We start from the raw sequence: 23,178 nt of genomic DNA, 5'->3' as shown, positions 1-23,178 counted from the left end.
TTTGTTATTTAAGAATGAACCAGTAGGCTCCACAACCGCTAAAAGAAGCAATATCCGTAGCCTCTTTTGTCCGGACGTCATTCAGTTCCTTTTCATTCTTCTTCACCACTCCTTTTACCTCGCCTGTACGGGTATAAAACAATAAATAACATTGTTCTGCTACCGTTTCAGGAGCATATACGCCATAGGATATTCGATCCTGCTCTTTAAGCGAAGCAAAAACCTGTTTCATCTCCGTCATTGTTTTTGCCGCAAGAACCTGATTCAGACTCTCCTGTTCGGGACTAATCTTTTCCACAGTCGAAACCATCTTCTCGTCTTTTGCAGACTTCTTGGCAGACTCTATCTTGATCGGTTCTGATATCTCGGACAAAGGTTGTAAATCGGCTCCTTTTTCTTCTTCACTCAACATGATTTGTCCTTCACCGTAAATGAGCACAATCTCATTTTTCTTCACGTATACAAATGCACGGGTTCTCACTCCGCGTTTCATATCCATCCGCTGGGTACAGGTATTAATGTCTTGTAAAACAACTTGTTTCACTTCACCACTTTTCCGCTTACCGGCTACCCAATCATTGATTTCACTCACTAACAGTTCTTTGGCTTGTTGAATGGCCTCTTCTTCAGTAGGCATGGTAGCCTCTGCGGAAAGATAAGACTGCGAACGCTTGATCTTATTGATCTGCGCCTTTGTTTCGGCTTCACTCTGTGCCATCAGGCTGCAATATGCTCCGCAAAACAATAACAAAGTAATTATCTTCTTCATTTTACTTTAATCTGCCTTTTTGGGGTAGTATTTACCCAATTAAGTTCTTCAAAAAGTGATGAAATATTGTGGGTGGGGACAAACAAGGTTACATCGCCCTCTACTTTTCCTTTCCCTCCGCTTAGGAGCGAGTTGGGAATTTCCACATTCATCACATGATTATACTTTAACACAGTATTCACCGCAAAGACATACGCCTTTACCGCATTGGTTTCCAACGCTTCAATACCCACATAAAGAGTGCAACCCTGATTACGCATATAGGATATCCAGGAGCGGACGGGAAGTTCCATCTGTTCTCTTTTCAGCCCATATTGGCGTACGGTTAGATTGATAGAAACATTGCAAGGTGTATCTTCACTAAGAAAAAGATTAAACACGCTCTCGGCAGGATGATCCATGCTGAACACCGGATGCAAAACGCGGTTCTTTTCCTCGAAATAAAGATTCCCGTTGATTTCTTCTATGTAATAGGTATCCCCCGTTTTCACATAATAGTCTCCCGCCAACTTTTTAAGTTCCTTCCGTATGGGTTGCGAAGAAGATGGAGTGTAACTATAAGAAGCTAATCCTTTTACAAAGTCGGCTTCCAGTTCTTTCAGATTTTTTCCGGTCAGCAATTGGCATGAAGCCGGAAAAGAGAGTTCGATCAAAAGAAATTTCTCATTGATAAGCGACACGATGTAACGGTTTTCCTTCTCGGAAAAATTCATTGATGTCTGTTCGTTGATGAGATTCAAAAGATCCATACTCCCCTGTGTTATCAGCACATTATCACGCTCCATCTGCGATTTCCGCTCGGCAACGGACATCTTTTGCAATTGGATCAGATACCGTTCTGCAAAATCATAAGCTGCCGTAGCAAAAGGAACATCGGAGGAGATGGAAACAACCGTCTGGCGTAGTTTTCCATTTCCCCATTTTCTTGTTTGCTGCCCCCACACGGAAAGCGGGAACAGCAAAAGAATTATGTAGATTATTTGAGTGGACGGATTCCTCATTACGGAATGATTACCTCTTTGTTTCCATCGCTCTTATACCACGTACCGGTAATGAGATGACCGTCTTCAAAGATACCAACCACCTTTTCACCTGCCTTAGCTTCACGCTTTTTCACGTCGCGCGGTTCTATAATATGAGTTGTCTTAAATGTCAAAACTCCATTCTCATCGTTCATCAGGCCGTTCTTCATACGTCCTTTGTAGACAGCATAACCGAAGTCTTTCGTTACGATACCGCCTGTTGTTCCACCGTCAGTCACTCCGGCATTTCCTTTATCAGCAACAACTACTTCTACTTGATCTTTTGTATGCGATTGGTCTGTTTCCACTCCGTCATCTTCCTGCGGTTGATTAACAACGTTAATAGAATCCGGCTCTATTCCTCCAATGGGATCACTTGTTTTCTCTCCACCGCTAAAAGCGATACCGAGACCCACACCACCAAGTACCACAACGGCTGCAATAATACCGCCGATCATCTTCATATTTGGTCCCTCTTTGGGAGGTGGAACCATACGCAGCGGGTCTTTACATTCTTCGCATACGAAGTCCTGTCCACCTCTTACTTTCTGTACTTCTTTACTTTCGCATTTAGGACAAGGAGTTCCTTCTCCATTCTTGTCACGATTGGTGCAGATACCATATTTGTATCTGTCGCGTTCACTAGGTCTTGCCATAATTTTTTATTTCTTATTAATCATTTCCAATGCTTTCTTTGCTTCAGCGCTGTATTGCTGATACTTGGGGGATGTAGGACTGGAGCACTCCTTACTTACGTAATCGCGCATCACTACCTTCACTCCTTCTACCATAGCGGCGCGGTCACTCATCTTCAAGTCCGGGTTCTTCAATACTTCATCTACCTTTTCTTTGATAGTATCCAGCACTTCTTCCGTTAAATCTTCACTAGTCAGAAGTTCTGTAAACTGGGATGCGATAAGAGTTACCATTTCAGCTCCCCATTCATCGGCAGTGACAATACACCAGCCTTTTTCTTCCCGCTCGTTCTCACGTACGGCAAGAATATTGTTTGCAGCAGCCACGAAGAAATAAGGGATAAAATCTTTCGGTGAAACCTTTTTTTCTCCCGTAAGGTCCGGCAATTCCGTACCGTCACCTTCGCAATGAAGTAAGATACGGGCTTCTTTTGCAGCCAATTCATTCTTATTGTTCACCATATCGTTATACGCACGATCATAAGAAGGCAACCAAGCAATGGCACGCATCGGGAAACAATACCGGATGGAAATGACAGCAATTTCATTCATACGATCACTGGAAGTATTAAAATTGATTGTACTTCCCGGTGTAGCATTTCCGAAAGCACCTTGTAATGCGGCTTTCAATTTGTTGGCAAATGTTTTGAGTGAGTCGTTACCCTCATCAGTCGGCATAGAAATCAGAATAGTCTTACGATTGATCGATTCAGGATGAGAAACCGGGTTTTCATTATTATTCAATGCTTTCGAAAGTTGTCCATCATCCAGTTTCAGGAATGTACCACTCTGATTAATTACATTAGAAGCGAAATTACGAATATCCGTATCCGTAAGCAATACCTTTTGCAACTGTTGCAATACATTCAGTCCCAAAATCTTATCATTCTGATAATCCTGATCGTGTTTTTCACGTATCTTCGGGCTCAACTCCGTATCGAATATATCGAAAATAGCATCTTCGGAAGTAGTGGCAGCCAGTTCGCTAAAGTGAGCATAATTGCGGTTGCCTGTAATAGCCTTACGGATATTTCCCGACCAGGTTTCCTGCTGATTCTTATCCAGAATCAACGCCTGTTCGAGCTTGAGCATCTTTTCGTCCTCACTGACTTCCACAATAGCACTCGACAAATCGGCTATTCCTTTCGTGTTCTTATTACGATCGGCAATACGTTTTTCAGCAGCATCCATTGATACCAGCAACACACCGATGAACTGACTTACTTCTGCACTGAATTCTTCAAACGCTGCACGTAGCTTACCCAACAACTTACCTTCAAATTCATAAGCAACACGTTGAGTTCGTAACGCATAGAGATCCTTCATTATCATTTGATGATCGGAGTAGAGACGGGGTGAACGTCCGGTAGCACGCTGCAACAATGACAAATGGTTATAATCGTAGTTGTTAGCATCAGCATCGTCCTCATTCACTTTAATCTTTTCATCAACTCCGGCAATATCGTTTTCTATCTTCTCTTTGCGGTCTTTTATATAAGTCAATACAGTGTCACAGATATTCAGCAAATCTTCCAAAGAAAGAGAACCCTCATACCATTTCGTATACAAATTCTTCTCTATACGCTCAATGATATATTGCGCCTGTTCTTTCAGTAACTGGTCATTGCTCTTGTCCTGATAGTAAACTTCTACCCCCTGCTTATTACGGAAAGCATTCTTATAAGTATCCGCACAGATACTTTCAAGGAATCTCAAAGGTTCCGGATCTACCGCTTTAGCATCATCATAAGAATAGCTATTAGTAATATCACTCCAGAAATTCTCTATCTTACTGCAATATTTATCTGTATCGAATATTTTTTCTTCCAGCATCAAATGACTGTCATCCAGCAGCCAGTCGCGCAAGTTCTTGTCATTGATATACAACTCACGATAATCCTTACGAACCGATTCCTGCACAAACCCGAAATCATCCTTGAAATTATTATATTGCATCTGCCACAGAACACGCTCACCTACGGTATAAGTGATGTGTTCCAAAATTCGTTTCTCCGGATAGATAATGCGTTTAATGCCAAATGTATTGATTGCTTTCGTACGAGCACGTTCCTTATCTGTTCCTTTCGACTTTTCACTATACTCTACACAGAAGTCATTGATATTCTCCAAACTGAAAGAACGTAAAAGATCATCAGTCGTGCCATGTTTCTCTTCCAGAAACAGACGGAAATAAACGGTATCCGCCAACAGCTGTGGTAACTCTGTAAAGGAATTGACTACTACGCCATTTTCATTCACATTAGAATAAAGCATTAAACCGAACTGTTTATTAGGAGTAAAATCCAACTCCATATGTTCTTCTCCACGAATAACATCCGAAGGAACAAAGCGTCCGATATTAAGCGCACTCAACTCTTTCAATGCAGCATAACCATTTTGATGGTAACGTCCCGCCTGACATCCGGAGGGAATATCCAATTCAGGTACCATGGCATAAACCATAATGTTAGCATGCTTATAAGTCTCTTGGGCACGAGTCTGGGCAACGACATCGATAATAGCACCCGATCCCGTACCACCGGCCAAACCAGTAAAGATATGAATATTAACTTCATCTTTGTTGGTCAGGGACTTCACTTTATTGTACTGTCCTTTCAAAGCAGAAAGATACTTATTGCAATTTGCAGCAAAAAGAATGCGTCCTGCACGACGTTTCTGCCCGGCAGCCTGTCCCACTTCCCCCAAAGTATTCTTCATTGAAGCACCATTCTTCACAATGGTCTTCAAACCGGGATAATTGGATACATTATCTAGAATCTGTTTCAGGTCTACCGACTTAATATCCACAAACTCACTTTCTGTAAACGAAGCGTCCTTCCCCATCACACGGAAAGAAGGATCACCCGGTGTCATCATCTCACGCGTAGAATCGACATAGACAAAACCGATAGACAGTTTATCACGTTCTTCATCATTGGGAAATTCCTGATAAATGCGTTTGCGAATAGCTTTCAGCACTTTACCACCTGTACCGCCTAAACCGACTAGGATGTGGTTAGGACTTTTCGGGTCTAATGTTTCCATAATATCACTTAGTATTTATAATTGTTTTTTTGTTCTCTTTATCTTGATCGTAGCCGATGTGAACGACTTGTATGTTGCGTAGTCCGATGACGGGTAGAAGCTGATGCCCCTCGTCGTCCCTGTCGATTACGCCCATTTCCGGTCAATGCTGGCAAGGCAGCCACCACGAAACATATCATTATTCCGCCCAATGCCCATGCCGTACGTCGCCACATAAAGCCATTAATGACGCTATTAATAAGAGAAAGCGCCGAAGTTTTCTTGTCTATCATCTCGTCTGCTTTCGTTCCGACTTTATCAAGATAAGGTTTTAAAACAGGATAGGTCGTTTCAATATTATTCCAATCGACCTGTCCACTAACAGTATTACTTAGGCCAGTAATGTCTTCAACTACTCCTTTTACTTTTCCGGCACCAATAATTGCCGTAAACTGAAAGGAAAGAAAGAAGAGAAGAAAAAGTCCTATCAATCCAACCAACCACTTTGGGGTATCCATTAGTTTATTTATCAAATACACGATAAGAATCGTCACTACAATTCCTGCCAGTATTCCCCAAAAGAGCGTAACGATAAAGCCTAGTATACCCATATGGACTGTTTTTCCGGTCTATAAATTCCACTGATTCAACCTTTTTATTAGATACAAAAAAAAGCGCAGGAATTTGTTTCATTATTTGTCTTCATCTTTTAAGTACGCATACCACTCTTTAATAGAAAAAGCCAGATTCATCAATACGTAAATACTTACATTACAACTTAAAAAAGAGTTAAAGACAACTACTAAAAGCGCTTTTTGAAAATTCGTCAACCCTCCTAGAGCTTATCTAGATGTGCAAAAGTAATTGTTTTATCAAAAGATGCAAATTTTCAAAGAGTTTTTTAATCATCTAGCAAGACCCTAGTAAAATTAAGCATTTTGACAACAATAAAAAGATACCGGACTTCGTTTTGTTGAAACCATAACGTCCGTTTATTAATACATTAAATTGGGAAAATATAAGAATAAAAAGCTACCTTTGCAACCGTTTTCTCTGTTTGACTGTTATTCATATAAAAAAATTGTAGATTAATCAATATCAACATGGACAAAAGTAAGAATCTGCATGGTCATCTGTTTGCACTTACAGCAAACGTCATGTGGGGATTGATGTCTCCCATCGGTAAGTCGGCTCTTCAAGAGTTTTCCGCTATTTCAGTTACCACGTTCCGCATGGTGGGAGCAGCAGCAGCTTTCTGGCTGCTCTCTATATTTTGCAAACAGGAACATGTGGATCATCGTGATATGCTGAAGATTTTTTTCGCTTCATTATTTGCGTTAGTATTCAACCAAGGAGTATTTATCTTCGGGCTTTCTATGACTTCTCCCATCGACGCTTCTATCGTAACGACCACTTTACCGATTGTGACCATGGTTGTAGCAGCTATCTATTTAAAAGAACCGGTGACAAATAAGAAAGTACTGGGAATTTTTGTAGGGGCTATGGGAGCGCTCATTCTTATTGTGAGCAGTCAGGCGGGAAACAACGGAAACGGAAGCCTGATTGGTGACTTACTTTGTCTCGTTGCGCAAATCAGCTTCTCTATATACCTGACTGTATTCAAAGGATTGTCTCAACGATATTCGGCAGTAACAATTAATAAGTGGATGTTTATATACGCTTCGATATGTTATATACCGTTTTCATATTACGATATTTCCACTATTCAATGGGCTTCTATTTCCACAGTTGCCATTCTACAGGTACTTTATGTCGTATTAGGAGGTAGTTTCCTCGCTTATCTCTGTATCATGACTGCACAGAAACTTCTCCGTCCGACAGTAGTCAGTATGTACAATTATATGCAACCGATTGTGGCTACAATTGCAGCAATTACTATGGGAATCGGAAGTTTCGGCTGGGAGAAAGGAATCGCTATCGCGCTCGTATTCCTGGGAGTGTATATCGTAACACAGAGTAAATCAAGGGCTGATCTTGAAAAAGCGGAAAAGCTTCATTCATAGTATAAAAGGGTAGAAGACACCTAGTCTTTCTACCCTTTTATACAAAATGTATTCTTTAATAGATTAGAATCTTATTATAATTAAAGCTATTTCAAATCCTCAAAATAAGTATCGAGCAGACTTCTTGCAGCTATAAACGAAGTCAGGTTACCTTTCAATACCTGCTGTTCTTTTTCTAAGAGCATTGCTTCAATCTTCGGATTATGATAAAAGCTGTCACGAAGTTGTTCATTAATGCTTTCATACATCCAGTATTTACTTTGTTCGTTGCGGCGATATTCAAAATAGCCGTTTCCTTTCACGAAGTCAATGTATTCGTAAATCATGTCCCAGACCTCCTTTACTCCCAGGTTATAAAAGCCGGAGTAAGTCAATACTTTGGGAGTCCATCCGGATTCAGGCGCAGGAAACAGATGTAATGCATTACGGAATTGAGTGGCAGCCAACTTGGCACGTTCCAGATTATCTCCATCAGCCTTATTGATAACGATACCGTCCGCCATTTCCATAATACCACGCTTAATCCCTTGCAATTCATCTCCCGTACCGGACAACTGAATCAACAGGAAAAAATCGACCATCGAGTGAACAGCCGTTTCACTCTGTCCCACTCCTACGGTCTCCACAAAAATCTTATCGAATCCGGCAGCTTCACAAAGAATAATCGTCTCACGTGTTTTACGTGCCACTCCTCCCAATGAACCGGCCGATGGACTAGGGCGGATGAACGATTTAGGATGTACGGAAAGCTGTTCCATACGCGTTTTATCTCCCAGGATACTGCCTTTACTGCGTTCACTACTGGGGTCGATAGCCAATACTGCCAGTTTGCCCCCTTTTTCGAGTACATGCAGACCGAATACATCTATCGACGTACTCTTTCCCGCACCGGGAACACCACTGATACCGATCCGGACCGAATTGCCGGAAAATGGCAGACATTTCTCGATGATTTCCTGTGAGACAGCCTGATGTTCAGGCTTTACGCTTTCCACCAATGTCACAGCCTGACTCAATATAGTGACATCCCCCTTTACGATACCTTCTACAAACTCTGCTACTGAAAGTTGGCGTTTCTTAGGTTTCCGCTTTAAGTAGGGATTCACAGATGAGGGTTGCTCAATACCTTTATTGACAACAAGTCCCTTATATTCTTCACTATTTTCAGGATGTTCCATAACAATAGGATTTAGCGTTTGATATTGATTTCAACTTTCGGGCGTAACGGATCATTCGTTATCATCAAGATACGTAAATGATGTTTTTTATTACCTACGTCACGCTTACGAATGGTCACTTTAAGTTTCGTCATTCCATCCGGGGGAAGGACAGTCTTCTTCAGGCTCACTCCTACCGATGAATTAAATACCTGCAACTTACTGATAACTAACGGAGTTTTTCCGGAATTGGCAATCAATATATCATGGCTTACCTTATTCTTCTTTATCAACGGGATACTAAGATCAATATTCGTTTCCGAAATATGCATGGCAGGAGCGTTCAGAGAATCTTTTTCTGTCATACGTGAGAAGTCGGGAAGAAGAATAGCCGAAACCGGTATTTCATTGTCTTCGCTCACCTTATCACCGGAAAAACGGGAAAGGTAAACAGATGTCTGTGTCAATCCATAATCTTTCAACTGGCTTGCATCCAGTGTCAGTTTAACAGTTCCTTTCTTACCTTTCAACAGAACTTTAGGTTCCGCTTCCATTTTCAGATAAGGAGGCAGGTGCATCAACACCGGTTCGTAAGGACGATCGGAAAGATTGGCGATGCTAAAAGTCAATGAAGGTTGCTGTCCGCGATAGACATCAGGAAAAGCAAACTCATCACGATCTAAACGGATATTTCCGATGGCATGGGGAAGCAACTTGGTATAATCTTTAATTTCCTGTACTACTTCACCAGTAAACTTCAGATAAACCAGACTCGGACTGGCATTGCTATAGATGCCTACCGACTTTTCAAAATGCCCTAATGCCTTTGCATCAAAAGTAGCCTTTACTATTCCTTTTCCTCCGGGAGCAATCGGTTCTTTCGTCCAGTCGGCCACGGCACAGGCACAAGAGGTCGTGACGTTGGTCAGCACCAACGGTTGGTTTCCCGTGTTAGTGATGGTATATTCCACAGTCACCGGACGTTTCCATTCTATTTGTCCGAAGTTATGTGTCTCTTTATTTGAAGAGATACGCGGTTGGGCAACGGCTGCCAAAGCGACAGTAAGCAAAGTTAATATAGATAGTAAACTACGTTTCATGCGATATTTTTTATTTTGGTGCACAAATGTAGGGGTTTTAGATGAGTTTTTCACCACAGATTACACAGATTAACACAGATTGGGAAAAGACTTTACTTAATAGCAGTCCTTGTAAGCCCCTGTTTATAAGAAAAAAGTTCCTCACCGACGAAGGATGCCTTCCTCGGTGAGGAACACCCTCTTCATCGGTGAGGAACGCCTCGCTCGTCGGTGAGAATAAAAATCCCCTGCCGGAACTATTTAATAATAATTGTCATCGAAACAGAATGCGAAGCGTATTCCGGTGCATAAGCACACTGCATAGTTGCCAAACCTGTTTCGTAAGTTCCTGCACGACTGACACGGTAACTATATTCCAACACGTACACACCCTTTCCTAAATGATCGAAGAAGAAATTAGTCGATGCATCTTTGATGTCTACGTAATAGCCAAGCCCGTTGTTCCAACGATAACCGGAGATACTGCCGATCGGTTCGAAACAAGCGCCCCGCTGATCTTTCAACTGTACAAAGTTCATCGGACGGTCTACGCGGATGCTCAAACGGGAAACGACTTTATCACCTACCTGAAGAACCGTTTTGGCAGTAATAGGCTGCAATTGAGGCACGTTATTCACCGTACGCTCCACATACAACTGTTTCTCAACATTCAGTTCACCGCCCTGTTGTTTTACATCACTCACAGGAGATTCAAATTCTGCATACACAGCTCCCCAGGCAATACCCGGATTTCTCTTTTCCACTTCAATCTTGCGGGCATCCACCACATTCTTCTGTGTGAAAGAACGTTTGATATATCCCAATCCGGGAACAGTCGTTTTACTTGGACTAACAGTTTCCAACACTTCATTAGCAATCACAATCCGTACATCTCCCTGATTGTCGAGTAAATTAGTACCCTTCATCAGCAATGCAAATACCGCATCGGCAGTAGCTACCGGAGAATTCCACTGTTGTGTCTGCTTTTGCTTCAACAACCAAAGTTTCATTTCTTCCACTGTATCGTTGTTGCCACCTGTCTGTTCCAGCGCTTCCATCACATCTACATGAGCTTGCATCTGCATTCCGCCCCATGTATACGGATTCTCGTTGAAAGCAAAGAACATTCCCTGTTCATCTGTCTTCGTCAGATGTTCTTTCAGAGAAGCGACAAACTCCTGCGCTTCCTTCTTGCGTCCGGCTTTATCAAGCACAATGGCGGCAATCGCTTTTGTATCCATCGAAGGAGAAGTAAGCAATTCTCCTACCTTAGAAAGATAATAGGTATAAGCCGCTTTATTGGCTGCGGGTACCTGCTCTCCCGAAATAGCGATGAGATACAAATATTGCAGAATACTGCCCGAAACGCCAGTAAACTTCACACCGTCTTTCTGTGCTTTCAGGATTTCCTTATATTCATCCAAAGCTGATTGATGAAGGTAAGAGAAAGCCTTCTGTTGCAAAGAAAGAGCCGATCCGCCTAATTTCTCACCTGTCAGCATAGCCAGACGGGCATTCAGTTCGGCGATATAGGTAGTTACAGATCGACTGCCGTTCATTCCTTTATACCAGGACCATGCCCCATTTGAGTTCTGTAACTCCTGCAATCGAGTCAAAGCTGCGATATTATTACTACGGATGTTATTCAAATCAAACAAGGTGGCGATGCGCTCTTTCTGTTGCTCTTCCGTCTGTGCTTCGAGCACCCAGGGAGACTCGGACAAAATGATATTCTTCACTTCCTGATTCTTTTGCAGATTGCTCAAGAACGTTTCTTTCGTACCTCCTTGCAGTTTCCAACTTTCAAATACCGCTTTGATCTTCGGCTGACTGTTCATGATAAACGAGGCCAACGTATTGGCATAGTAGGCAGTAGCCCAGGAAATAGCATTATTACTTGTCGGAAGACTCAATGAAGGCAATGCCTGAACGGCATACCAAGCCGGGTTTCCTGTAAATTCAACAGTTAGTTTACGATCTGTGGCTGTTTTACTTTGTTGATTGAACAGATGATCGAGTGAGAAAGTACGGGTTTCTTCTCCACGCACTGGCATTGGAAGTGTCTCCACCAAATGCTCTTTATTGCTAAGAACCGGAAGCAACTGTTGTTCTCCATCGCTGAAAGTACCACTGTCGGCAATCATCCGGCATCCCACTATTTCGTATTTATCACTAACGGTAAACTGGAAGTCCACACCCATTGTCTTTCCGGCAGCAAGGCTGAATTTCTGTTTTTGTGTACTGATAACCTTCTCTGTCATCGGGTCAAAAAGAACCAGACTGACCGTTCCGGCTTGCGGCTTACCAGTCATATTAGAGATAGAAGCTGCCAGAGAAGTCTTATCACCCACACGCACAAAACGAGGGAGATTAGGAGTCAGCATAAATTCTTTGCTTGTGGTAGCTTCGCCATCCAATGTTCCCGTCAACATTCCCTTTGTATGAGAATATCCACGGAAGTTCCAACGCGTCAGACTTTCGGGCATCGTGAAAGAGAAAGAGATCTCTCCCTGTTCATTGGTGCGAAGTTGAGGATAGAAGAATGCTGTTTCTGCTAAATTGGTACGCAAGTCAGCAGATGCTTCGGGAAGCATTTCGTTGTCAGATGCCTCATCCGCTTTTTCTCCCGTGGGTATCATTTCCGATTGAAATTCAACATTAGTCATGGCATCAGCAGCCATAGCCGATTTCATCTTTGGCGCATTACTCCTTAAAGTTGCAACGTCCAATGTCGAAACGCTACCTGTTACCGTCAACTTTCTCGTCGAGCCATATCCTCTCACTATTACTTCACCCAAATCTCTTCCATTATTATAATAGTCCGATAGCATCACAAAATGGTCATACTCCAATGATGGCACTTTGAGACTCTTCGTATTCCACCAGTAGTTGAATGAATTATTGCCGGAATACCCACTCATCCAGTTAGAATATGGGACAATCTGGTTATAATAGATTTGGAAATTCTGTTGCCGATTCCATATTTTATCCAAGGAGGCATCATACATCGTTGCCAGCATTTCCGCGTTAGCAGCTTGTCCTTGCGGCGTTTTAATCGTCAGCTTCCATTCTTCCTTTTGTCCCGGACGCAATTTATCACGGAACACTTCCCACTTCATAGTCAGTGTCTTATCAGGAATCCGTTTGGTCAGCCGCACCTGTTCCTGATAAACCTGTCCGTCCCTCACCATACAGAGATTCACAAAGACACCATCCCCATAACTTTCCCGATATGGATACTCGAAACGGACAATCGTATCTGACAAATTCAACGTCTTGCTCTCCAGCAATTTATCACCGGAAAATACGTTCATCATCACATAAGCATCTTTTTTCGACGTACCGAAACAGAACACGGCCGGATGAGCAGCATCAAATTCCGTATTTGCACCATAGAACCACATCGTCGTTTCTACAGGCGGACGTTTGTCCTCAACAGAGAAAAGAATCGTGTTGGTGTCAGCAGTCACTTCCTTGCCCTGATTATCTTTCACTGATGCTTTCAGCACATAAGGTCCCGATGGAAGATTCTTCCAGTCGAGCGTCATGTCTTCATTAGAAGTAAAGGTTCCCGTTGCAACCGGTTTCTCTTCCAGCTGCTTAAAGTCCTTGTCTTTGGCAGGGTACAAGTAATAATTCCCCTTCACCTCCACAGGTTGTCCATTCAGGTTCTGCACTTTAAACATTGTTTCGAAGGGTTGATCCTTGCAAGTCTTATCTTGCAATTCCACCTGCAAAATCAACGAACGGTTTCCTGCCGAAATCACGTCCGTAGAAGATTGTGTTTCACCTGCCACATTGGTAACAGTGGCCTCAATGGAATAACGATAATATACCTTATCATTATTCTTATAAGAATCACTTTCCTGCAAACGAACGGGTATCGTGAATTCTCCATTCTCATTGGCCATCACTTCACCGGAAGCAATCTGCACGGATTCCGCAAACCGCCAAAGGCTGTATGCAGAACGCTTTACCGTATATCTCACCGGAAGATCCTGAAGCAGCACACCACTATAAGATTGTACCTTACCCTTCACCTGTACCTCATCACCCAGTTTGTAACTTCCTTGTTGCTTTTCAAAAGTGATATCAAATGTCGGACGTTTATAATCTTCTACCCGAATGCTTGTACGGCCTCTTCCCGCTTTCAAAGAAAACATTCCGTTCAGACAGGCCGAAGGCAATGCGAAATCGGTGGTAAACGAACCGAACTCATTGGTACGTACCGACTTCTGCCCTACTTCCTGATTGTTTACATCCAATAAAGTCACCGTATATTCCTTGTTCGGAAGTACATTCGCCGTATCCGATTGTTGAGAATAAGCAATTCCCTTCACATACACAGTCTGTCCGGGACGATACAAAGAACGGTCGGTCAATAAAGTCATATTTTCAGTCACTTTATCTTCGTCGCCGTAATATCCGTAACTTCCTGCATAAATGCCTTGTTTCGGCATTGCCGTATCCGTCCCCTTGGAAGCTTTCAGATAGCGGTATTCGGATTTCCAGGGAAATACGACCTTACCCTCTTCGTTTGTCGTAAACTCCTGCAACACTTTTTCGTCATTACTGTACATCGTCACTTTCGCATGGGGAATGGGATACCCTGTCTGTCCATCCAGCGTCACCACTTGATACTGTTTTTCCGGCAGACGGCACGTCAGCACTTTGAAACGTGTTACATCAAACTTGCTTTCACTATCTCTCTTCGCACGAATATCCGGTATGATACGCATCACGTAAGATCCAAGTTCAGGAGCTTTGAATGTAAACACAGTGTCCTGCGTCCGATAATCTTTCGGACGAAGCACAGCGTAATGTTGTTCCTTTATCAGTTTCTTCGCCTGATAAAGACGGACAGTGAAACCATCCAGATTTTTGTGTGAGACCCTTAATTCTATCTCTTCGTTCGGAAAAGCCAAATCGGATGCATTAACATTCAAATAAGGAGCCAATATCTCTTCCCGAAGATTTTTCAAAGCATTGATTCTGCGATAGCCTGAATAAAGGCGGATTGCCTCATCGCAAAGCTGCAATGCATTGAGCTGCTGTTGTTTTCCAATAGTATATCGGGCTTCTGCCAAATAGACTTCGGCACAGATGGGTTCGGAAGCATACTTGCTTTTCAATGTGTTCAAAGCTTTCAGATAAGTATCTTCCGTCAGTACCGGAAGTTCGCCCTTAGCCTGCAGAGGTCGAATATTCCGATCAGCATTCCATCTCCATTCCAGGTAGTTAAGTGCTGTCAACACATAACCTTCTTTTAATCCGGTTGCTTTATAAGCGGAAATCATATTTCCATAAATAGCTATTATATCTTGTTTGACCGGATTCACAGTACCGTCATTAGTAATCCTGTTACCCAATTCTTCCACCCGTTGCAGTGCTTCAATGCTACGGGAAGCCAATAAATGATACATATCATGGTGATAGTATTCGCTCGTTTCCCCCAGTTCTACAAAAGGAATATAGTCGCGTGAGGACGTTTTGAGCAGCAATACAGAATCGGCCAATGCCTCCTTTATATTTGTCCGCACTTTTTCGATGAACATATTGGCTGTCCATTCACGCATATCGGTAGCAGGTGTCTGGTCTACGATTTCTGTCCGTTGGCGGAGTTGCCACTGGTTGCTGGCTGCATAATCTGCATAGATTCCCGCTATCAAAGAGTGTAAGATGGCGCGATCCATTGGTTGGTCAGTCTGTTTCACCCATTGTTCCAGTCCTTTCAAATCAGCGTAAAGACTGTCGGGATTCAACATTTCCCTATATTTCATCCGCCACGTATATGCTTTGAGCATTTGTGGAGAGTTTTTCTCTTTTTCCCCTTTCTGATAAATCTCATCAGTCAGTTTTATCACAGTCTTAGGCAAGCTCTTTTTCTCCGCTTGCTCCACTTCTTTCCATAATTTGTCGAAAGTTTGTGCCTGTACCGCCGGAATCACTCCCAACCATAGCAGCACCATCATACAAATCTGCTTTACTTTCATAATCTTTCTAGTTTAAGTTTGCTATAAGTCTCACTCTTATAAATAACAAAGTAAGGAAATAAAGTTTAAAGATTTGTACTTTTTAGCTTAAAAAAAGCTTTTATCAAGCTATCAGCCCCATACCATATTGTATAAACATTAGCCTATTAATCAACTCGCTCTGGAATAAAATAAAAAGTCCCAAAACTGCCACTCGGTTTATTATTTAATTGAAAAGTTTATCTTCTGCAATAAGATTCACCTATCTTTTACAAGTTCATAAATGCAAAAGTATCTTGCACCTTACACTAAACCAGCGATAGTTAACTGATATACAAGTATTTGAAGCAGTGCAAGATACCGATGCAGATGCATGCAAGATAGAGGTATCTTACACACTGTCTCGTTTATAAGAATCCGGGTATATTCATAGAAGACACTCAATAATTTGCAGCACCTCTACATAAAATGGCTTGTTCATGCCGGTGAACGATATAGGGCTCCGTGTGTCCGTAGGACATTTGGAGCCTTTGTTGTACGCTCTCCTTATTATGGGTATTCATCTCTCTTTTCTCTTTTTCGTATAATCTAATATTTTTGTTCGTTCTTTGTTTTTCAGTGTTTTTTGTTCATCTTCCTTGCTTCCTAGCTTCCTCCAGTCTTGTTCTTCCTTCTTTTGACGTTTTTTCTTTCGTTTCCGTTCACTATAAGCACTAGTAATCTTCCCCCGCCACCCATTAGATTTCAGAGGTATCCTTTAAATGCTTAAAATACAGATTCTTGAAGTTTTGCTTCGAACCTGTTTGGTGGTGCTCTTGTACGGGCAAATATCTCTACGGTCACCATCTGTGCCTTTCCACAATGCTTGCACAGATTATATTCTTCCCAATTCTGCTTGCACACCTCCGTCCATATCTTCTTTCCCCTCTTCATTGGAGAAGGCGTGACATCCATCTGTATCTGTATGTTTCTTAGTTTCTCCCTGTTACAGCCAGCCAGAAACCCATAATGGCGTATACGTACAAATCCATGCGGAAGGATATGCAGACTGTATTGATGCAGAAACTCTTCTCCTGTGAGCTCACGCTCTTTGTGCTTGCCTGCCGCCCGGTAATCTTTGTAATCAAAGGTCACAGTCCTGTCCGTCACATTCTTAATCCGGTTGTTACTGATAGCTACCCGGTGTGAGTACCTCCCCAAGTATTCCAACACTTTGCCCGCTCCACAAAAAGGCGATTTACTGTAAACGATCCATTCCGTACGGAATAGCTTCTTTCTGATCTGTGGCGTGACATCCGCCTGTCTGGTGAGTGCCGCCATAAATTTAGCTCTGAACACCTTGCTCATAGCTTTGACCGGAAACAGGAACGGGCTCTCTTTACCGGATGAGGAAAGTTTCTTCCACATACCGTTATTGTCCAGTCCCCCACAGGGAACAATGCAATGCAAATGGGGGTGATAATGCAAATTACTTCCCCAGGTATGCAGTACGGATATCATTCCCCCCCTGTACCCCTTTGTTGCGGGCAAAGGTGCTCAAAGTATCCCAAGCGGCACTGAACAGAGAGTTGTAGACAGTTCTCATGTTGCCCAATGATACCGGATCCAATGCATCGGGCAGAGTGAAAACCACATGAAAGTATTTTACCGGAAGCAGGTCTTCCTTGCGGGCTTGTATCCACAACTCACGTTCCACTCCCTGACATTTGGGACAATGCCGGTTGCGGCAGCTGTTGTAGCTGACACGTATGGCGCCACATTCAGGGCAGGCATCCACATGACCTCCCAGTTCAGCGGTACGGCATTGTTCCAGATGCCCAAAAACTTTGCGAACTTGTGGGCAGGGGGCATATTTCTCATAAAACAGAGCTTTAAAGCGGGAGATTATCTGCGCAACTTCAAACTTCGTTCTCATCCTTGTGGGGCTGATTCGCTCCAGCTATTACCCTGTCAAGTGGACTAAAGGACTTTCCACCTTGCTCAAGCCGGCTTATATGAAGATAAGTCATGGTTGTAGTAATGTTCGTATGCCCCAAAAGATCCCGGATGCGTAGGAGGTTTTCACCAAACTCCAACAAATGAGTGGCGTAACTGTGACGCAGGGTATGCAAAGTACAGGGTTTACGGATACCGGCAAGCAATACGGCTTCACGAAACAAAGTGCGGATGACTTCCTCGCTAATTGGATGCCCCGGTGTGCTGTTAAAGAGATAGAACTTGGGCTGATATCTGGAATCGAGTAGGAGGAAAACGAAGTAGTTTTCTTCCTACTTTCGCTTTCCGACCTCTCACACCACCGTACATGCGGTTCCGCATACGGCGGTTCCTATTTTGGGTACCATTCGAGATAATAATCCATTAGGCTAGCATAACCTGCTCTGCGCAACTTATCGTTAGACATTGCGAATGTAAGCAGACGGCTGAGTGCTACACGCCAATACCCGAGTCGAGTGTTACCCCATTGATACGCCTGCCAGTCAAGGACACCGCATTTCTTTAGATTTGCCACTCTGGTCTTGGGATTCTTCCATGATTTCCAGATACACATACGTATCCGTCGCCTTAACCATTCGTCCGTTTCAAGACAAAGACGCTTGATCTGGGCCAAGTGATAGTAACCTAACCATCCTCTTATGTATTTCCTAAGTTTCTGTTTCCTGCATTCATATCCCCACCCGTTACTACGACTTGTCAACTCCTTGAGTTTGAATTTCATCTTTGACTTGGATTGGGGATGTACCGTCAGCAGACATTTGCCTTTCATTACATAAAAAGAATAGCCAAGGAACTTTACTCCTTGCACGTACGACACAACTGTCTTTTCACGATTCACTTTCAAAAAGAGTTGTCCTTCAATGAATCGGGTGATGGATTCCTTGACGCGTTGTGCTGCGCGTTTGGATTTACAGAATATCAGCGCATCATCAGCATAACGAACAAAAGGGTGCCCACGGCTTTCTAGTTCTTTGTCCAGTTCATTAAGCATTATATTGCTTAACAGCGGACTTAAAGGACCACCCTGGGGAGTACCTTCCGTACTTGTTTCGAACAGGCCTCGGTTCATTACACCGCTGCGAAGATATTTGTGTATCAAACTCACAACCCTTCCATCCTTTATTGTGTGGCTAAGTATCTCTATCAGCTTGCTATGACTTACTGTATCAAAGAAACGCTCTAGATCAAGGTCAACTACATATCTGTAGCCCTCATCAACTATCTTCTGCGCTCTTCGCAGTGCGTCATGGCAGCCCCTTTTTGGACGGAAGCCATAACTTGTCATGGAGAACTGACGCTCGTAAATTGGTGTCAGAACTTGGTGGATGGCTTGTTGCACCAGGCGGTCTACCACGGTAGGAATACCCAAAAGGCGTGTCTTGCCATTAGCCTTAGGGATTTCAACCCTCCGGACTGGATTAGGACGATATGTCCCGTTTTGCAAAGAAATTATAAACTCATCCTTATTAGCCAAAAGCCATGGAAACAGTTCTTCCCATGACATCTTGTCGATACCGCCACACCCTTTATTGCCGGATACAGCTTTATAGGCTTTATTCAGATTAGAGGGACTAAGAATAAGTTCAAACAAATGTTCCTTGTCGAATGCTACTTCCACGATGTTGTCTTCGGTCATCCACATGAAAGTCTGCACTCCCTCATACCATTCGGATTCCGTCCTAGCTCTTTGAGAGCAGTCATTAGCTGGAGCTGATGTTTTCTGCATTCGTCCTTTCATAAGGTAACTTTCAATTACTATCGCTTAATTATTAGGTTCAGTCCTTCATGAAGCTTATCGATAACTTCACTACTATAACTTCTGCTGACTTCTCACGGCAAGCTTTACTCCGTACATTTCGTAAAAAAAAAAAAACTAGTCCGCACGTCCGTGAGACCTCCTCGGATAAGGGGCATTATCTTTCCATCTTATACCTGCTTCATTTACACCAACCGTTCCGAATAGCTATAGGGCTTTGGTTCGCTTTGCAACCTTACCCACGGTCAAATGCCTTGTATGAAGTTTCTGTTCGTCAGGTCAGATGTTTGCTGCCGGCTTCCTTCTGATTCCAGCTCGCGATGGACACCATTGCCATTGGCTATGTAATTCCCGCTATTAGGGCTTACTCGGGACTTACACCCGTTAGATAATGCTCATGCCGAGCGTACAAAGTATCGGCGCAAATCCAACAGGGTTTGCGCCGATAAAGGAACATACCGGTCCTTTTTTCCTTTGCCCTGATAAATCAACACTTGCATGCGACGGCTGTCAATATGGGAGATTTGCATATGACGAAGTTCGCTTACCCGAAGACCGCACGAGTAAATAAGAGAAAAAATAGCTCGCGAACGAAGCCCCTCACAACTAGAGAGAAACAGAAGAATCTCCTCGCACGAAAAAACGAAAGGGAGCTTCTTGGATTTGCGGATACGCGGAAGAGAAAAATGCCAGACGGAAAGAGACATCATCTTGCGGTAGCAACGAAGGCTATAAATGGTGTGCTTGAACTTACTGATTTTACAGGAATTGCCAGAAGAAAGACAACTCAAGTAATCACGAACCTCCTCCTGACTCAAGTCTTCAGGAACTTTCTTGAAATGGAAACAAAGCGTGGCTAACTGGTGACAGTAACCGGTAATGGTACCCGAAGAATACTGTTGAACATGAAGTTCTTTACTAAACTTTTCGTACTTTTGCCTAAACTCTGGAATAGAGTCACAGGCACGCTCAATTATACTTGCCATAATGAAAATGTTTTTTTGTTGGAAAATTGATTGTTACTCCAAAGTACAACAAAAAAACGATCCCGCATGCAGAAAGCGAAACTTTAGCTATTACGTATGCGGGATTTAGTACAACTAGTAGTTCCAAGCCTTGAAACTAAGTGTTTCAAGCGTATGAAACAAACTGTTCACAAGCTTGAAACTGATTTTCCCCTATGGAGAAGCCAATCGAAACTTTACGGAATACAATTAATTCATCCGTATCTATTATCTCGTTCAGCCTGTTATTCCAGATAATATTACGCCAGTTATCAGACACAAATACATCATCTTTCATGTATTAGTACCAGACAAATCAGCATATAGCTTACTAGGAATCAACCATTAAGCACTTATTACAGGTATAATTGTAGGGTGAGAGTAAAAATTACCCTCACCCTACAATCACAGTTACCCTCACCCTTTGTAACACCAATGAACAAAGGCTTTCAAGTGATTTGGTGAGGGTGTGATAGTAAAACCAACCAAACTCGCATGTGATACATTCCAGCCCAAGTGGCAAAAGACAGTGTACCCAAACACAGAAATTAAAGGAGGAACTGACACTGAAACAGATCCCCCGCCACAGTTGTTAGCTAAAACAACTCTATCTAAAATTTTAGATATAAAAAATGGGGATATCGTATTTAATAACGTATCCCCACTCTAAACTTAATTAATGTACTTGTTCTCATTTCTCAATTCTGTACCCCCATGAAAGCATTTCATTACGACCTACTTCACTAAGGATTTTTCTAACTAAAGAACCCATTTTCTTTGCCATAATCTTTAAACCTTTAAAATTACTAATTCTTGAAAACTAAAAAATAAAACTTACTTGTTTGGTTTGGTATTAATTGTTGAATATCCCCAAACATGTACATCGGCTTCGCCGATCTTTCTAAACAATCTTTTTAAACTTTTCATTTTGTTATCCTCCTAATTACATGTTTTACAACACAAAAATACAGCCTTTGTTTATACATTGATCTAAAAAAGAGAGAAATTTATGTTTTATAGCATATTTCTTGATTTGCATCAATTAATTTATTTGTTATAAAGCAGAATTGTAATATACGCTACAATAAATATGACAAAAAGGCACAGATGAAATATCATCCGTGCCTTCACTATGGTTACCTATTATATAATAGGAGAATATTTATATAAAGAGAAATACGTTATTTCATTGGAGTTTGCTCCAAAGTTGCCACCAAGAAGTCATAGAACTTCTGTACGGTAGGAATCAACGCTCTTTCGTCCGGTGAATGCGGTGAACGCAAAGTCGGACCAAAAGAAATCATGTCCAATCCCGGAATAATAGCACCAATAATGCCACATTCCAAGCCAGCGTGAATCACTTTCACTGCAGGTTCTACACCAAACTGTTGTTTATAGGATGCCTTCATCGCATGTAAAATCGGAGAATTTACATCAGGTTGCCAACCGGAATATCCGCCTGTCATCTCTACCTTCATCCCTGCCATAGAGAAACAAGACTCCAGGCTGGTAGTCAGATATTCTTTCATGCTATCGCTTGAACTGCGAGCCAGAATCTTAATGGCTGCCTTTCCTTCACCAATCGTTATAATAGCAAGGTTGGAAGAAGTTTCTACCGTATCCGGAACAGTAGGGATCATACGTGTCACACCGTTCTGACAAGCAAAGATTGCATCAATCAGATTGTCTTGAATTTCTTCAGGTACTTCACCGGCAGGAAGTTCTACACGTTCAGCCGTAAAGCTGATCGGAGTTTCAATAGCCGAATATTCTTCGTTGAACAGGTTTTCGCAGTATTTCACCAAGCCCAGCAGTTCTTCTTCATTTTCAGCCGGAATGGTAATAACAGCATGTGCTTCACGTGGGATAGCATTACGCATATTACCACCTTCCCAGCTAGCCAAACGGGCTTCATAGCTGGCAACCGCTTCACGAACGAAACGAACCAACAACTTATTGGCATTGGCACGTCCTTCATTGATTTCCAATCCCGAATGTCCGCCGCGTAATCCTTTCAAAGTAACTTTCACTGCGATATCTCCTGCTTCGGGAGCTACTTCCTTATATTCCAGGGTAGCAGTTACGTCCATACCTCCGGCACAACCGATATACAATTCACCTTCATCTTCGGAATCCAGATTCAAAAGGATTTCACCGTTCAGGGTGCCCGGCTTCAAGCCAAATGCACCGTACATGCCGGTTTCTTCGTCTTTAGTGATAAGAGCTTCCAGAGGACCGTGTTTCAAGTCTTTTGCTTCCAGCACGGCCATGATGGCAGCTACTCCCAGTCCGTTGTCCGCACCCAAAGTAGTACCTTTTGCCTTTACCCAGTCACCATCTATATAAGTTTCAATCGGATCTTTTTCAAAATCGTGTACAGTATCGTTATTCTTCTGCGGAACCATATCCATGTGCGCCTGAAGAATTACACCTTTCCGGTTTTCCATACCCGGAGTCGCCGGTTTACGGATAATTACATTACCTGCTTCGTCTACAAAAGACTCCAGACCCAAACCTTTTCCGAAACCTAGAAGAAATTCTGTTATTTTTTCCATGTGTCCTGACGGACGAGGAATCTGTGTCAACGAATAAAAATGCTTCCACACGTTTTGTGGAGCTAAAGAAAGAATGGTACTCATAATAAATATTTTAAAACGATTTTAAATCTAATAATTAAACAG

General features: G+C 42.6%; 13 protein-coding genes and 2 pseudogenes. 1 reads left to right on the top strand and 14 read right to left on the bottom strand.

The window, feature by feature from the left end:
- Positions 1 to 4: 4 nt before the first annotated feature.
- Genes H8796_RS10785 through H8796_RS10765 form a run of 5 tightly spaced genes read right to left on the bottom strand, consistent with a single transcriptional unit; the run spans position 5 to position 6,121 of the window.
- Complete coding sequence (locus H8796_RS10785) at positions 5 to 769, bottom strand: hypothetical protein (protein ID WP_117934646.1); 765 nt, start codon at positions 767 to 769, stop codon at positions 5 to 7.
- Positions 766 to 1,770, bottom strand: a complete 1,005-nt coding sequence (locus tag H8796_RS10780; RefSeq protein WP_117934643.1) for a hypothetical protein — start codon at positions 1,768 to 1,770, stop codon at positions 766 to 768. The genes H8796_RS10785 and H8796_RS10780 overlap by 4 nt, the downstream gene beginning before the upstream one ends.
- The gene (locus H8796_RS10775) at positions 1,770 to 2,447 is read right to left on the bottom strand and encodes a hypothetical protein (protein WP_117934640.1); all 678 of its coding nucleotides are present in this window, start codon (positions 2,445 to 2,447) and stop codon (positions 1,770 to 1,772) included. Before H8796_RS10775 ends, H8796_RS10780 begins: the two co-directional genes overlap by 1 nt.
- A 6-nt stretch (positions 2,448 to 2,453) precedes the next feature.
- A complete protein-coding gene (locus tag H8796_RS10770; RefSeq protein WP_117934637.1) occupies positions 2,454 to 5,531 on the bottom strand; it encodes a tubulin-like doman-containing protein in 3,078 nt (1,025 codons plus the stop codon).
- Positions 5,532 to 5,569: 38 nt separating this feature from the next.
- Positions 5,570 to 6,121: a hypothetical protein gene (locus H8796_RS10765; protein ID WP_117934634.1), complete on the bottom strand. Its 552-nt coding sequence runs from the start codon at positions 6,119 to 6,121 to the stop codon at positions 5,570 to 5,572.
- 492 nt (positions 6,122 to 6,613) lie between these two features.
- Here H8796_RS10765 and H8796_RS10760 point away from each other — a divergent pair, with 492 nt between their 5' ends.
- The gene (locus H8796_RS10760) at positions 6,614 to 7,534 is read left to right on the top strand and encodes a DMT family transporter (protein ID WP_009000367.1); all 921 of its coding nucleotides are present in this window, start codon (positions 6,614 to 6,616) and stop codon (positions 7,532 to 7,534) included.
- A gap of 86 nt (positions 7,535 to 7,620) precedes the next feature.
- Here H8796_RS10760 and meaB read toward each other — a convergent pair whose 3' ends face one another.
- The 9 genes and pseudogenes from meaB to H8796_RS10715 all read right to left on the bottom strand — a co-directional run bounded on the left by meaB (position 7,621) and on the right by H8796_RS10715 (position 23,136).
- Positions 7,621 to 8,712, bottom strand: a complete 1,092-nt coding sequence (gene meaB / locus H8796_RS10755) for a methylmalonyl Co-A mutase-associated GTPase MeaB (protein WP_009000366.1) — start codon at positions 8,710 to 8,712, stop codon at positions 7,621 to 7,623.
- An 11-nt stretch (positions 8,713 to 8,723) separates the two neighbouring features.
- Positions 8,724 to 9,791, bottom strand: a complete 1,068-nt coding sequence (locus H8796_RS10750; RefSeq protein ID WP_187343970.1) for a DUF1573 domain-containing protein — start codon at positions 9,789 to 9,791, stop codon at positions 8,724 to 8,726.
- 236 nt (positions 9,792 to 10,027) lie between these two features.
- Positions 10,028 to 15,763, bottom strand: a complete 5,736-nt coding sequence (locus tag H8796_RS10745; RefSeq protein WP_187343969.1) for an alpha-2-macroglobulin — start codon at positions 15,761 to 15,763, stop codon at positions 10,028 to 10,030.
- A gap of 744 nt (positions 15,764 to 16,507) precedes the next feature.
- Positions 16,508 to 17,657 (bottom strand): annotated as a pseudogene (locus tag H8796_RS25630) (IS91 family transposase).
- A pseudogene (locus tag H8796_RS10735) lies at positions 17,641 to 17,952 on the bottom strand (tyrosine-type recombinase/integrase); the annotation flags it as partial. The pseudogenes H8796_RS10735 and H8796_RS25630, both read right to left, overlap by 17 nt.
- Before the next feature lie 116 nt (positions 17,953 to 18,068).
- Positions 18,069 to 19,475, bottom strand: coding sequence for a group II intron reverse transcriptase/maturase (gene ltrA, locus H8796_RS10730; RefSeq protein ID WP_117938143.1), 1,407 nt, complete (start codon positions 19,473 to 19,475; stop codon positions 18,069 to 18,071).
- Between the two features lie 413 nt (positions 19,476 to 19,888).
- On the bottom strand, positions 19,889 to 20,479 hold the full coding sequence (locus H8796_RS10725) for a tyrosine-type recombinase/integrase (RefSeq protein WP_187343968.1): 591 nt from the start codon (positions 20,477 to 20,479) through the stop codon (positions 19,889 to 19,891).
- A gap of 145 nt (positions 20,480 to 20,624) precedes the next feature.
- Positions 20,625 to 20,795, bottom strand: coding sequence for a hypothetical protein (locus H8796_RS10720; protein ID WP_004301421.1), 171 nt, complete (start codon positions 20,793 to 20,795; stop codon positions 20,625 to 20,627).
- 883 nt (positions 20,796 to 21,678) lie between these two features.
- On the bottom strand, positions 21,679 to 23,136 hold the full coding sequence (locus tag H8796_RS10715; RefSeq protein ID WP_009000363.1) for an aminoacyl-histidine dipeptidase: 1,458 nt from the start codon (positions 23,134 to 23,136) through the stop codon (positions 21,679 to 21,681).
- Between the last annotated feature and the right edge of the window lie 42 nt (positions 23,137 to 23,178).

This window comes from Bacteroides sp. M10 (assembly GCF_014334015.1).
GTDB classification, from domain to species: Bacteria; Bacteroidota; Bacteroidia; order Bacteroidales; family Bacteroidaceae; genus Bacteroides; species Bacteroides intestinigallinarum.
Note: the sequence above shows the minus strand (reverse complement) of the source record. Positions and strands in the feature narration are given on the sequence as shown.